Here is a 13,889-nt window from a genome sequence, read left to right as displayed (position 1 = left end):
GCGGTCCCCACCGGGCGGCTCAGGGTGGCTCAGGGCCGCCGGTGGACCACCAGCAGCGCCCGGTCGTCGTCCGGCGAGCCGACGGCGGCGACCAGACGCCGGGCCAGGCCGTCCCACGAGCCGCGCAGCAGCGACTCGGCCTCCCCCATCATGTGGTCGATGCCGAGGTCGATGTCGCGGCGCGGCTCCTCGACCATGCCGTCGGTGTAGAGCAGCAGGCTGTCGCCGGGCGCGAGCCGGCCCCGGTAGCACGCGAAGTCGGCGTCCTCCACGATGCCGAGGACCGGCCCGTCGGGTCGCAGCGGCTTCCACCGGCCCGAGCCGGCCTCGCGCTGGACTGCAGGCGGGTGCCCGGCGGAGCGCAGCTCGAAGGTCCCGGTGCACAGGTCGACCGAGACGTGGACGGCGGTCGCGAAGCCCTCCTCCCAGGCGCGCTGGAGCAGGTAGTCGTTGGCCGCCGGGAAGAAGCGGTCGGGCGGCAGCGCGGCGACCAGGCCGCCCATCGCGCCGGAGAGCTGGAGGGCGCGGGTGCCGGCCGCCTCTCCCTTGCCGGACACGTCGACGACGACCAGCTCGATCCGCCGGCCCCGGTCACTGGCGGTGGCGACCACGAAGTCGCCGGCGAACGGCGAGCCCCCGGCCGAGGAGAGCGCCGACTCGACCAGCCATTCCTCCGGGAGCTCGGGGATCTCGCCCTGCGCCAGGATCCGGTCGCGCAGGTCGACGAGCATCGACTGGCCGCGCAGCGGCCCGACCCCGACGTGGTCGCGCCGCAGCGACAGGCCGATCACCAGCAGGCACAGCCCGTACATCACGCAGAGGGCGACGACGACCCGCACCTGGTAGGTCTCCTGCAGCAGCGCGGCGCAGCTGAGCGCGAACATGATGTACGTCGCGAACCACCGCAGCAGCCGGTTGCTGAGGAACAGGATGCCGATCACCAGCGGCAGGAAGACCAGGTTGACCGGGACGTCCTCGGGCTCGACGGCGATGCCGGCGACCACCGCCGCGGCCACGAGCGCGAGGAAGGCGGCGAGCCCGACGTCGGAGCGCAGCCAGCGCCGACCGCGGTTCATCGCGCCGCTCCTCGTCCCGCCCGGGACCGGAACACCGGCTGGCAGCGCGGGCACCAGAACAGGTTGCGCCCGCCGAGGACCTGGGTGCGCACGGTCCCCTGGCACACGTGACACGGCTGGCCGGTGCGCCGGTAGACGTAGACCTCGCCGCCGTGGTCGTCGACCCGCGGCGGGCGGCCCATCGCCTCGGGTGTGTGCTCGGGCCGGACGGTGTCGATCCGCCCGGTCCGCACCCCCTCGCCCATCAGCACCACCAGATCGTCCCAGATCGCACCCCACTGCGTACGGCGAAGCGTGCGACCCGGCCGCAGCGGGTGGATGCGGTGCCGGAACAGCACCTCGGCGCGGTAGACGTTGCCGACTCCGGCGAGCACGCCCTGGTCCATCAGCAGGGTGCCGATCGGCGCGCTGCTGCGCGAGATCCGGGCCCACGCCCGCTCGGGATCGGCGTCCGCGCGCAGCGGGTCGGGGCCGGCCTTCGCGACGACCGCGGCCCGCTCGGCGGCGGTGACGAGCGCGCACGTGGTGGCGCCGCGCAGGTCGGCGTACGCACCGGGCCGGGCCAGCCGCAGCCGGACCTGGCCCACGGGCGGCGGGATCTCCGTCACGCCGTCGCGGACCTCGAAGGTGCCGTAGAGGCCGAGGTGGACGTGGACGAACCGCTCGCCCTCGAACCGGATGAACAGCTGCTTGCCCCAGGCGTCGGCGTCGACGAGCAGCGCGCCGTCGAGTCGAGCGGCGGATTCGGCGAACCGGCCCTGAGGGCTCCCGACCTGCACGCGGCTCCCCCCGAAGACCGCGGTCAGCTCGCCGGCGAGGCGATGGAGGGTATGACCCTCGGGCATCAGTCCTGGTGTCCGAGAGCGGACTCGGGCAGCGGCGGCAGCTCGCCCGTCGTCTCGTACGACGACAGCTGGCCGATGCGCCGCACGTGGCGCTCGTCGCCGGGGAACGGGGTGGCCAGGAACACCTCGACCAGACGCGTCATCTCCTCGAGGGTGTGCATCCGGCCGCCGACGGCGACCACCCAGGCGTCGTTGTGCTCGCGGGCCAGGGTCGCAGTCTCCTCGGACCAGGCCAGGGCCGCGCGGATGCCGCGCACCTTGTTGGCCGCGATCTGCTCGCCGTTGCCGGAGCCGCCGATGACGACGCCGAGGCTGTCGAGCCCCTGCTCCCGGTCGGCGCGCACGCCCTCGGCCGCGCGCAGGCAGAAGACGGGATAGTCGTCGAGCGCGTCGTAGACGAAGGGACCGTGGTCGACCGGCTCGTAGCCGTGCTCGGTCAGCCAGCCGATCAGGTGGGACTTGAGCTCAAGGCCGGCGTGGTCGCAGCCGAGGTGAACGCGCATGGCAGCGATTGTCTCAGGCGGTGGTTTGGGGAGTGGGTGGCGGGCTTGGGATTCATCACGGGATGTAGGCGAATCCGAGCTTCTGTAGCGGAGTTCCGCTACAGAAGCGGCCACTCGTCTACATCCCGTGATGAATCCCCGGCACCCCGGACCCGCCCCTCAGATCTGGTGCAGGCGGCGGGCGGCCTCCGCGATCGACCCGCTGATCGACGGGTAGACCGTGAACGTCTGGGCCAGCTGGTCGGCGGTGAGCCGCTCGGTCACGGCCAGGGCGACCGGGTGGATCAGCTCGGACGCGCGCGGGCCCACGACGACGCCGCCGAGCAGGCTGCGCGAGCCCGGCGCGACGAAGAGCTTCACGAAGCCGTCGACGATGCCCTGCATCTTGGCGCGGGCGTTGGTGGCGAGCGGCTGCATGATCACCTCGGCGAGCACCTCCCCCGCGTCGACCTGCCGCTGGGTGACGCCGACGGTCGCGATCTCGGGGGCGGTGAAGACGTTGGAGGCGACCACGGAGAGGTCGAGCGGCTGTACGGCGTCGCCGAGCACGTGGGCCATCGCGATCCGGCCCTGCATGGCCGCCACCGAGGCCAGCATGAACACGCCCGTGCAGTCGCCCGCGGCGTAGACGCCCGGGGCCGACGTACGGGAGACGCGGTCGACCTTCACGAACCCGCCGTCGTCGAGGACGACGCCGGCCGACTCCAGACCGATGCCGGCGGTGTTGGGGACCGAGCCGAGGGCCAGGATGCAGTGGGAGCCGGTGACCTCGCGGCCGTCCTGCAAGGTGACCGTGACGACGTCGCCGGCACGGCTGACCGACTGCATCCGCGAGCGCGACAGCACCGTCATGCCGCGGCGGGTGAGCACGTCCTCGAGCACCTGCGCGGCGTCCTGGTCCTCGCCGGGCAGCACCCGGTCGCGCGAGGAGACGAGGGTGACCGGGATGCCGAGCGACTGGTAGGCACTGGCGAACTCCGCGCCGGTGACACCCGAGCCGACCACGATCACGTGCTCCGGCAGCTCGGCGAGGTCGTAGACCTGCTCCCAGGTGAGGATCCGCTCCCCGTCGGGCTGAGCGGTGTCGAGCACCCGGGGCCGGGCGCCGGTCGCGACCAGCACCGCGTCGGCGTCGTACGTCGACTCGGTGCCGTCGGCGAGGGTGGCCACCACCCGGGACGGACCGTCGAGGCGCCCGCGGCCGTGGACGACGGTGACGCCCTCCCGGGCCAGCCGGCTCTCGATGTCGGCCGACTGGGCCAGGGCGAGCGCCTTGACCCGCTCGTTGACCCGGGCCAGGTCGACGCGGGGCGCCGCGACGTCGATGCCGAGCTCGCCGGCCTCGCCGAAGTCGGTCATCACCTCGGCGGTGGCGATCAGGGTCTTGCTCGGCACGCAGTCGGTCAGCACCGCCGAGCCGCCGACCCCGTCGGAGTCGACGACCACGACCTCGGCCCCGAGCTGAGCGGCCACCAGGGCCGACTCGTAGCCACCGGGTCCCCCACCGACGATCACCACGCGCGTCATGCCGCCATTCTTGCAAGCGGCGCCCGCGCCCTACGATTCCGCCATGCGCCTGTCCCGAGTCGTCACCCCCGTCGCCGCCGCCCTGCTCGCCACGGCGGTCGCCGCCTGTGCCCCGGCGGAGGACGAGCCCGCACAGAGCGGCGAGAGCGCGTCCGCCGACGAGTGCGCCGTCGCCGACCTGCCCCTGGTCAAGAAGGGCGTGCTCACCGTCGGCACCGACTCGCCCGCCTACGAGCCCTGGTTCGTCGACGACGACCCCACCAACGGCGAGGGCTTCGAGTCCGCCGTGGCGTACGCCGTCGCCGAGGAGCTCGGCTTCACCAAGGACCAGGTCAGCTGGGTGACGGTGCCGTTCAACAACTCCTACAAGCCCGGCAAGAAGGACTTCGACTTCGACATCAACCAGATCTCGATCAACCCCGAGCGCGAGAAGGCGGTCGACTTCTCCGACGGCTACTACTCCGCCGCTCAGGCCGTGATCGTGCTGAAGGACAGCCCCGCCGCAAAGGCGACCTCGCTGGCCGACCTCGCGAAGTTCAAGATCGGCGCCCAGACCGGCACCACCTCGCTGACCGCTGTCCGCGACGTGATCAAGCCCGACCAGGATCCGCTGGTCTTCCAGAACACCAACAACGCCAAGCAGGCGATGCTCAACGGGCAGGTCGACGCGGTCGTCGCCGATCTCCCGACCGCCTTCTACATCAGCGCCGTGGAGATCGAGGACAGCACGCTGCTCGGGCAGTTCCAGTACGACGGCGGCGAGCCCGAGGAGTTCGGCCTGCTGTTCGAGAAGGGCAGCAAGCTGGTCCCCTGCGCCAACCGGGCCCTCGCCACCCTCGAGGAGAACGGCACCCTCGACGACATCCAGCAGAAGTGGCTGTCCGACGCGGTCAGCGTGCCCGAGCTGCAGTGAGCGAGCCGGCCACCGACTGGCGGCCGAGCGAGCGGGAGCTCGCGCGCCGTCGTACCAGATCCCGCCAGCGGCGGCACCGCATCGTCGTCGCCAGCATCGCGACCGTCGTCGTGATCGGCCTGCTCGGCGCGGCCCTCCTGCTGTCGCCGGGCTGGCCGCGGGTGCGGGCGACCTTCCTCGACTGGCACCACGCCCGGGAGTCCCTGCCCAGCATCACCGAGGGCTTCTGGATCAACGTCAAGATGTTCCTGATCGCGGAGCCGCTCATCCTGGTCGCCGGGCTGGCGCTCGCGCTGATCCGGCAGGCGCGCTCGGCGTGGCTGGTGCCGCTGCGCGGGCTCGCGATCGTCTACACCGACGTCGTGCGTGGCATCCCCACCCTGCTGCTGGTCTTCCTGTTCGCGTTCGGCATGCCGGCGCTCGGGCTGGCCGGACTGCCGACGAGCCTGTTCTTCTGGGCGACCACCGCGCTGGTGGTGTCCTACTCGGCGTACGTCGCCGAGGTGTTCCGTTCCGGCATCGAGTCGGTGCACCCCTCCCAGCTGGCCAGTGCCGAGGCGCTGGCGCTGTCACGGGCCCAGACGATGCGCCACGTCGTGGTCCCGCAGGCGGTGCGCCGCGTCGTGCCCCCGCTGCTCAACGACTTCGTGTCGCTGCAGAAGGACACCGCGCTCGTCGCCTCGGTCGGGCTGTTCGACGCGCTGTACGCGGCCGCCGACTACGCGAACTACAACTTCAACTACACCCCCTACCTCGTCGCGGCGGTCTTCTTCATCGCGATGACCGTGCCGCTCGCCCGGCTGTGCGACGTGCTCGCGCGACGGCTGGCTCGGCGCGAGCGGGCAGGAGCACTCTGATGACCGCGCTGCTCGACGTCCGCGACGTCCGCAAGACCTACCCGCGCCACGACGAGCCGGGCCGGCGGGTGGTCCTCGACGACCTCTCCCTCACCGTCTCGTCCGGCGACGTGGTCTGCCTGATCGGCTCGTCGGGATCCGGCAAGTCCACGCTGCTGCGCTGCCTGGACCTGCTCGAGCCGATCGACGACGGCGTCATCGAGTTCCGAGGTCGCGAGATCTCCGACCCGCTCGTCGACCCCCGCGATGTACGCCGCGACATCGGCATGGTGTTCCAGGCCTACAACCTGTTCCCGCACCTCAGCGTCCTCGACAACTGCACCCTCGCTCCCCGCAGGGTGCACGGCATCCCGGCGGCCGCCGCGAAGGACAAGGCCCGCGAGCTGCTGCACCGCTTCGGGCTCAGCGAGCACGTCGACAAGCACCCCGACCGCCTCTCCGGCGGCCAGCAGCAGCGGGTCGCGCTGGTCCGCGCGCTGTGCACGGACCCCGCGCTGCTGCTGCTCGACGAAATCACCGCCGCGCTCGACCCCGAGCTGGTCGGCGAGGTCCTCGACATCGTCCGCAGCCTCGCCGAGGCCGGAACCACGATGGTGCTGGCCACCCACGAGATGAGCTTCGCCCGCGAGGTCGCCTCCCACGTGTGCTTCCTCGACGGGGGGCGGATCGTCGAGGAGGGCCCGCCGGCGCAGGTTCTCGGCGCGCCGGAGCAGGCGCGGACCCGCGAGTTCCTGCGCCGGGTGCTGCCCGAGGCGTGACCCGGTGCGGGGCCGTTGAGCAACGGGCGGCGTCCGCCTATGCTGAACTGAATTCAATTGATTTCAGGAGAGCCGATGCCCACCTACGTCCTCGTCCACGGCGCCAACTACGGCGCCACCAGCTGGCGCCTCGTCGTCCCTCACCTCGACGGCCCCGCACTGGCGGTCGACCTGCCCGGGCGCGGCGCCCGACCGGCCGACCTGAGCCAGGTCACCTTCGACGACTTCGTCGCGGCCGTCGAGGAGGACGTCGTCCGGGCGGACGTGCGGGACGCCGTCCTGGTGGCGCACTCCGCCGGCGGGCTGACCGCCGCCCACCTCCTCAACCGGATCCCCGAGCGGTTCCGCTCCTGCGTGCTGGTCGCGTGCCCGATCCCGCCGCACGGCCAGGCGATCGTCGACAACATCGACCCCGGGATCCGGGAGGCGGTGCTCGCCGGCTCGGGCGACGGCACCTACCTGCTGGACGAGGAGACCGCGCGGACCGCGCTCTGCAACGACCTGGACGCGGAGACGACCGCGGCGGCACTGGCCGAGATGACCGCGGACACCACGGCCCTGCTCTCCGAGGTCGCCGACCTGAGCGGACTGCGCGCGCTGGGGCGGGTGACCTACGTGCGCACCACCCTCGACCAGACCCTCCCCCCGGCCCAGCAGGACGCGGCCATCGCCGCGATCGGCGACTGCACCGTCGTCGACCTGGAGGCGGGCCACCTGGCGATGTACTCACGCCCCGCGGAGCTCGCCGGCGTCATCGTCGCCCGCGGCTGAGGCACTCCCCCCGGCCACTCCGCCGTCCAGCGACATCACGCCTTCACCTGGTTGAAACAACAACTACCTAGCGTCGCGTTCTCTCGGGTTTCCCCCATGAGTCAGGAGAGAACGTTCGATGAAGGTGATCAGTGCGCCCACGCGGCGCCTGCTCGCGCTCGCGCTGGCCGCGAGCGCGCTGGGCGTGCCGGCGGCCGCCGGCGCAGCGCCCCAACCCCAGGTCACGGCGGCGGCACCGCAGGCCGCCCTCCCCGATCCCCTGGACCGCGGCGGCTACACCCCCGAGACGATCCAGGAGGCCAAGCTGGGCCTGGTCTCGCTGCAGGAGCCCGCCTCCGACGGCACCGCCCCGGCGGCCGGCACGGCGCGGGCCGCCGAGCAGTTGGAGATCCGGGGCGCGCTCTACTACCCCGAGGACCGGACCGAGCCGTCGCCGGTGATCGTGCTGGTGCACGGCAACCACGGCTCCTGCGACGCCGGCCAGGACACCACGACGGCGTCCTGCGCCCAGTTCAAGCGCAACGAGGCGGGCTACGCCTACCTCGGCGAGAACCTGGCGACCTGGGGCTACACGACCTTCTCGGTCTCCCAGGACCAGCTGATGATGCGCCAGGACAACCCCAAGGGCAAGGGCATGCACCAGCGGCGCAAGCTCATCGCCGCCACCCTGGACGCCCTCAGCGCGGCCAACCAGCCGGGCGGGCTGCCCGTCGACGCGCACACCACCATCGGCACCACCCTGGTCGGCAGGCTCGACATGACCCGGATCGGCCTGATGGGCCACTCCCGCGGCGGCGACGCGGTCACCAGCTTCATCGACTACAACCGGATCCGCACCGACGGGCCGCGCTACCCCCTGCGCGGCGTGATCTCGCTGGCGCCGGTCGACTACGAGCGCAAGGCGCCGTACGGGACGCCGTACCTGTCGATCCTGCCGTGGTGCGACGGCGACGTCTCCAACCTCCAGGGCGCCCGGTTCTTCGAGCGCAGCCAGTACGTCAACGCCGACGACCCGTTCCCGCGGATCCAGTCGTCACAGCTCGGCGCCATCCACAACTGGTACAACACCGTCTGGTTCGCCGACGGGCAGGACGGCGGCAATGTCGCCGACGCAGCGTGCGGCGACTCGCGGCCGACCGACAGCAGCAACGTGCAGCCCCACAACCTGCGGCTCACCGGCGCGGCCAGCTACGCACCGTGGTCGTACGTCCTGGACAACTCCGACACCTACAACCCGCTGGTGAACACCAAGATCTCCGGCGACCCGGCGCGGATGGGCGACCAGGAGAAGATCGGTCTCGCCACGATGGGTGCCTTCTTCCGTCGGTACGTCGGCGGCGAGGGCGCGTTCGAGCCCTACCTGACCGGCGAGCTGTCGGACACGCCGAGCCACGAGCAGATCCCGGCGTCGGCCTGCCCGACGAGCGAGACGGGCACCCGGATCGCCTGCGCGGAGCGGGTCTCGACGAGCTACTTCCCCTCGGCCGAGGAGCGGGTCGACGTGATCCGGCCCGAGATCACCAACCCCCTGGGCCTCAACGCCCTCGGCGGCACGCTGAGCGGGAGCGGGTTCGTCAACCCCTACCTCACCGACGGCGGGGTGTCCCCGCGGCCGAAGACCACCGCGGGCGGCTACGACTGGTGCAACCCCGAGCCCGACGACTTCGCGCCCGCGCAGCTGGGCAAGGGCAGCCAGCCCACCGCCGCCAAGGCCTGCCCGCTGCCGGGGAAGGCAGCGCTCGGCGGCCAGAACGGCACCCGGGAGAACGCGCCGGTCAACCACTCCTACGGGCGTCAGCTGGCGCTGGCCTGGGAGTCCGGCGGTGACGCCGTGCTGACGGCCGACATCCCGGCCGCCTCCGGCGACGTCAGCGGCCTCAAGGCGCTGGCCCTGGGCGCGGACGTCAACTTCTTCGACACCCGCAACCCGGGGGCCGACTCCGAGGAGCGCACCTACGACCCGGCGTCCACCACCCAGGACTTCCAGATCGTGCTCACCGACGCCGCCGGCCACCAGGGCGTCGTGAACGCCGGCGACCCGCGGTGGGGCAACGCGCTGCACATGTCGACGGGCACCCAGACCGCGCGGACGCATGTCGTCCTCGACCAGATCCGGGTGCCGCTGACCGAGTTCGCCGGTCAGGGCGTCGACCTCACCGCGGTCGACTCGCTCGAGCTGCGCTTCGGCGGCGAGGGCCTGCCGCAGTCCGGCTCGATCCAGCTCGCCGACGTCCGCTTCCAGGAGGCCGCCGTCGACGAGCCGCTGGTCCTCTCCGACGGCACCGACGTCGACCAGGGCGCGGGCCACGGCCCGCCGGCGACGGGTCCCGACCCGGCCGACTTCCTGGCGGAGACCGACAACACGCCGGGCAACGTCTCCCTGGTCGACACCACCGGCGAGGCCGCGGCCAACACCACCTGGGTGGTCGACGACGACCGCGCCCAGTGCCCCGACGCCAACTACACCTCGATCCAGACCGCCGTCGACTTCGCCTCCCCGTGGGACACGATCGTGGTCTGCGAGGGTGTCTACGAGGAGTCCTCGACGCCGGTCTCCGGTCCGGGCAACCCGGTCGCGACCGGTGCGCTGAACGGCCTGACCATCACCAAGCCGCTGACGATCAAGGGCGCCGGTGCCGACAAGGTCACCATCAAGCCCGACCAGTCGATCAGCGACCTGGCCGGCCTGACGCCGTACCTGCGCGACGGCGGCGGCAACGTCATCACCGTCTCGCGCCAGTCCCTCGGCTCCACCGACACCAACGAGATGTTCGTCGACATCTCGGGCGTCTCGGTGACCTCCGGATCGACCTGGGCCGAGGCGGGCATCGCCTTCTTCGGCGCGGCGGGCCGGGTGTCGGAGAGCAAGGTCGGCCCGCTCCGCACCGCGAGCGACGCCGGCGAGCTGGCCGCGCACCCGCACGGCTGGGGCGTCGTCAAGACCGGAGTCGTCCAGGGCGCCGGGCCCGGCACCGTCGAGTCGGAGGTCACCGTCGCGGACAGCCAGGTCACCGGCTACCAGACGGGCGGCATCCTGTTCGACGGCGCCAAGGGCGTCGACGGGGCACCGGCCACCACGGCCCGCACCGGCATCATCCAGAACGGCTACGTCGTCGACACCGCCGTGACCGGTACGCCGGGATCCGTCTTCGCGCAGACCGGCGTGAAGTTCACCAGCGGCATGCAGGGATTCGTGCGCGGCAGCCGGATCACGGGCAACTACTACAAGCCCGATCCGTCGAAGTCGTACGGCATCCTGCTGGCCGACGCCGGCACCGAGCGCTCGCTGTTCGGTGAGTCGAGCATCGTCACCGGCAACGGGTGGGCGGTCTACAACGGCACCGCCGACCTGGCCGCCGTCCGCACCGACGCGCCCTTCGCGCTGAGGACGAGCTACGTCGGCACCGGCAACCCCGTCGCCGGCGGACCCGCGGACCCGGCCAACGGCCTCGAGGCGATCTCGGGCAGCGGCTCGGTCACCCTCGCGTCCCGGCAGTCGACCATCCCGGCCGGCATCCCCACGGGTCCCGGCTCCGTGGCGGACGATGCACCCACCGCAGCCCTGGTCGATCCCGCCGACGGCGTCTCGGTCAAGATCGGCGAGACCCTGCGCCCGGTGGCCCTGGGCCGCGACGACCACGCCCTCCGCTCGGCCCGCCTGCTGGTCGACGGCAAGGTCGTGGAGACGCTCGCCCACGCGCCGTACGTCTTCGGGTGGACGCCCGGCGCGGCGTACGGCGGGAAGTCGGTCACGCTGTCGACCGAGGTGACCGACAGCGCCGGCCAGACCACGACCTCGGCGCCCGTCACCGTCAAGGTGACCCGGGAGGTCGTCACGCCCACCGCCACCGTCGTCGGCCTGACGAAGAACAAGAAGAAGGGCGAGGCCACCGTCTCGGTCGCCGTCAACACCGCCGGCACCCTCACCCTCACCGGCCCCAAGGTCGCGACGAAGACCGTCACGACCACCGGCGCCGAGACCGCCACGGTCGTCGTCAAGGCGAAGGGCAAGCTGAAGAAGCAGCTGCGCAAGAAGGGGAAGGCGAAGGTGACGCTCACCCTCACCTTCACCTCCGCGGGCGGCACGGTCACGGTGAGTCAGGTGGTGAAGCTGGTCAGGCGGCGCTGACCGGAGCCGCAGGCAGCATCGGCACCATCCTCGCGGGGTGCCGATGCTGCCCGGGCGGTGCGACCCCGTCGTACCCGGCATTCGAGTCGTGGATCCGGTCGGGACACGACACAGATGCCGGGTACGACGGGCCAAGGACGAGCAAGACCCCGCCTCGACGTACGAGGCGGGGTCCTGGCCTGAGTCGAGCTAGAGGTTGATCTTCTGACAACCCACCGTTTGACGAGGCTGGCCAGCGTTGGCCACCGTGATTTCGGCGCTCTGACCTGCGCAGACAGCGTTGGCAGAGCATGAATCGCTTCGGCCCGAGACGGACATGCTGTGTACCCATCGTGTACCGGGCACCGAGGCACAGCCCTCGCCGCGACTCGTGGCCGTCGGAAGACGGCGGCTTTGACACACCGATGTCAAAGCTTCGCGGGGCTACTTCTCACAGCGAGCTAGAGACGTTGCGAGGAGACCAGAGACAAATGCCCATCTTGAGTTCCACCGAGCCTGCCCAAGAGATAGTCCGCTGCATCGAACACTCCGACACCCTGCACCTTGGGTTCCCCGGCCAGTCCCGGCTGACCATCGCCCGTCGCGACACCATCTGGGTGGGCGGGGAGCAGTTCTGGGAGGCGTGGTGCAGCGGCCCCTATCCCACCAACGGATTCCATCGCCAGGCCTTCGACCGCGCCAAGGAGCACGGTGAGCTGTACGTGTACCGCATGCTGGAGGAAGGCGTCGGCGGAGCACTCGCCTGGGAAGGCCTCTGCGGCAGGTGCGAGATCGGGGTCAGCGGCAGCAGCGCGTTCTCCGTGATGGACCGGTACGTCCAGCACACATGCCGTCGCGCAGAGCCGGGCCGGCCAACCAGCATTCCATCCGCTCCGGACGGACCCCAGGGATCAGTAGGGGAGGAGATCCCGCCCGTCAACACCCAGGACATCAGCGATTGAGTACAAGGTCTTCAACTCGAGGTTCAACTCAGTTTCCGTGTGACGAGAACGCTCAATCTTCTGCACCAAGTTCTTCGAGTGGCCAGCAAGGTACGCCAGCCGCTCCTGGGTCAGGCCTTGATCCGTTCTCAGCCGGTGCACCCGCTCGCCCAACCGTCGGGAGTGATCAGCGGTCCAAGGCACTAGAGCATCGTTCCGAGGGGGCCTCCTGTAGGCCACCATTCAAGAAGAGCCCTCTCAAAGTGGTCTAGAGTCAGGCGCGAGTAGCCACTACTCAACCGAACGTTGCTGGGAGGAAACGTGACCAACGATGAGAAGCGAGCCCCAGACGGCCTCGCGCCCATCCAGGCCAGTGGCCCAACCACTCCCCCACCTGGACTTCCTCCGCCCGCGTCGCCGCCTGCCGGCCAGATGCCGGGCCCGACTCCGCCCTCACGCGGCCCCTCCAGAACGCTGGTTGCGGCGCTGGTCGGCATCCTCGCCGCCGCACTCATCGCAGCCGTCGTCATCCTGGCGATCTCTGGCGGCGATGACCTCGCGGCACCGCAACCGAAGACGGGTCCGAAGGTTGCCGTTGTCGGGGACACCATCAGTCCCGCCGACGGCATTGAGGTCGAGCTGGAGGCGGTGCTTCCTGCTACCGGTGACGCCCGCGCCGGAAACCGTCTACCCAACACGCCGCCTTTCGTCGCAAGCGCCCGCGTCAAAGCATGCGTGATCAAACCTCTGGCAGCCGGGCTTGCGCTCAACCTCAGTCCTGACCGCTTTGGAACCGAGTTGCCACACCACGGCATGGCGGACTTCGAGGACGCATTCGACTTTGAGTTCGACTTCGACCAGACCTCTGATCGGGAACCCAGCTACCCGGAGTCGGTGACCTTCAGCGAATCAACGCCGGTAGATACCTGCCAAGAGGGATGGATCCAGCTCCCGCTCGAGGCTGAGCCGTTCGCGCCGACCGCCGATTACGTCGCAGACCACTACAACATCTTGATCACGCTGAGTTCGGGCGACTTCATCGGCTGGCGGGTCACGCCCGGCGCACTCTCTCCGTCCGACTCAGGTCTCCCCAAGGCCTTCGAGATGCCCGGCACCGACACGGTCGGCGCCACCCAAGACCAGAGCGACGGCTTCCCCGTGACACTTGTCAGCATCGAGACACCCGCCACGGGCACATATCGGGCCACCGTCAAGATCTGCGACCTCTATCGCGAGGAGTGGAGGAACGACACGGCGTTCGGCCCGATGGTCGCCAGAGCCGCTGACAGCCCGGACGTGAACCGCGGGCCCGGGACCGTGCTCGCAGAAGGTGTTGAAAGCAAGAACTTCAAAGCCGTGTCCGGGGGCGACAACTGCAGCGTCGGGGCATTCGACTTCGCCATTGCGACCGAGCTCCCCGACGGAGGGTTCTGGCTCACAGCTGGCGAGGACAACTCCGGCTGGGGCCGCGGCCTCGAGTTCTGGGTCCCAGTGTCCTGATTCAGCAAGTCGGGCTCAGACCCTTGGCGGCCCTCTACCCCGCCGCCCCGGCGTCGGCTGCCGTAACGGAGCATTCCTCGGGGTTGGTCA

At 70.9% G+C, this 13,889-nt stretch carries 12 protein-coding genes; 7 read left to right on the top strand and 5 right to left on the bottom strand.

Translation table 11 applies throughout. The annotated features are described in order from the left end of the window. Nucleotides 1-29: 29 nt before the first annotated feature. From JOD66_RS21105 to JOD66_RS21090, 4 genes are all read right to left on the bottom strand, one after another. Nucleotides 30-1,076, bottom strand: a complete 1,047-nt coding sequence (locus JOD66_RS21105) for a PP2C family protein-serine/threonine phosphatase (RefSeq protein WP_204838770.1) — start codon at nt 1,074-1,076, stop codon at nt 30-32. Then, on the bottom strand, nt 1,073-1,921 hold the full coding sequence (locus tag JOD66_RS21100) for an Fpg/Nei family DNA glycosylase (RefSeq protein WP_204838769.1): 849 nt from the start codon (nt 1,919-1,921) through the stop codon (nt 1,073-1,075). Before JOD66_RS21100 ends, JOD66_RS21105 begins: the two co-directional genes overlap by 4 nt. Then, nucleotides 1,921-2,424, bottom strand: a complete 504-nt coding sequence (locus JOD66_RS21095) for a ribose-5-phosphate isomerase (protein WP_204838768.1) — start codon at nt 2,422-2,424, stop codon at nt 1,921-1,923. Before JOD66_RS21095 ends, JOD66_RS21100 begins: the two co-directional genes overlap by 1 nt. A gap of 159 nt (nt 2,425-2,583) precedes the next feature. Further along, the gene (locus JOD66_RS21090; protein ID WP_204838767.1) at nt 2,584-3,951 is read right to left on the bottom strand and encodes an NAD(P)H-quinone dehydrogenase; all 1,368 of its coding nucleotides are present in this window, start codon (nt 3,949-3,951) and stop codon (nt 2,584-2,586) included. Between the two features lie 43 nt (nt 3,952-3,994). Here JOD66_RS21090 and JOD66_RS21085 point away from each other — a divergent pair, with 43 nt between their 5' ends. From JOD66_RS21085 to JOD66_RS21060, 6 genes are all read left to right on the top strand, one after another. Next, nucleotides 3,995-4,864: an ABC transporter substrate-binding protein gene (locus tag JOD66_RS21085; protein ID WP_204838766.1), complete on the top strand. Its 870-nt coding sequence runs from the start codon at nt 3,995-3,997 to the stop codon at nt 4,862-4,864. Next, nucleotides 4,861-5,721, top strand: a complete 861-nt coding sequence (locus JOD66_RS21080) for an amino acid ABC transporter permease (RefSeq protein ID WP_307823635.1) — start codon at nt 4,861-4,863, stop codon at nt 5,719-5,721. The genes JOD66_RS21085 and JOD66_RS21080 overlap by 4 nt, the downstream gene beginning before the upstream one ends. Then, nucleotides 5,721-6,479, top strand: coding sequence for an amino acid ABC transporter ATP-binding protein (locus JOD66_RS21075; protein ID WP_204838765.1), 759 nt, complete (start codon nt 5,721-5,723; stop codon nt 6,477-6,479). The genes JOD66_RS21080 and JOD66_RS21075 overlap by 1 nt, the downstream gene beginning before the upstream one ends. Nucleotides 6,480-6,554: 75 nt before the next feature. Then, entirely contained in the window at nt 6,555-7,250 is a 696-nt protein-coding gene (locus tag JOD66_RS21070; protein WP_204838764.1) for an alpha/beta fold hydrolase, read from the top strand. Nucleotides 7,251-7,368: 118 nt separating this feature from the next. Further along, entirely contained in the window at nt 7,369-11,379 is a 4,011-nt protein-coding gene (locus tag JOD66_RS21065; RefSeq protein WP_204838763.1) for a hypothetical protein, read from the top strand. 470 nt (nt 11,380-11,849) lie between these two features. Beyond that, the gene (locus JOD66_RS21060) at nt 11,850-12,320 is read left to right on the top strand and encodes a hypothetical protein (RefSeq protein ID WP_204838762.1); all 471 of its coding nucleotides are present in this window, start codon (nt 11,850-11,852) and stop codon (nt 12,318-12,320) included. On the opposite strand, the gene JOD66_RS29745 is transcribed toward JOD66_RS21060, so the two are convergent. Continuing rightward, on the bottom strand, nt 12,270-12,542 hold the full coding sequence (locus tag JOD66_RS29745) for a helix-turn-helix domain-containing protein (protein ID WP_372442674.1): 273 nt from the start codon (nt 12,540-12,542) through the stop codon (nt 12,270-12,272). The two genes, JOD66_RS21060 and JOD66_RS29745, sit on opposite strands and share 51 nt — an antisense overlap. Before the next feature lie 78 nt (nt 12,543-12,620). Here JOD66_RS29745 and JOD66_RS21050 point away from each other — a divergent pair, with 78 nt between their 5' ends. Beyond that, nucleotides 12,621-13,799 carry a hypothetical protein gene (locus tag JOD66_RS21050; protein WP_204838760.1) on the top strand — a complete coding sequence of 393 codons (1,179 nt, stop codon included), beginning with the start codon at nt 12,621-12,623 and terminating at the stop codon, nt 13,797-13,799. Nucleotides 13,800-13,889: the final 90 nt, after the last annotated feature.

The sequence above is a fragment of the Nocardioides nitrophenolicus genome, assembly GCF_016907515.1.
Taxonomy (GTDB): domain Bacteria; phylum Actinomycetota; class Actinomycetes; order Propionibacteriales; family Nocardioidaceae; genus Nocardioides; species Nocardioides nitrophenolicus.
The sequence above is the reverse complement of the archived record's forward strand: the minus strand, read 5'-3'. Positions and strand labels throughout refer to the sequence as shown.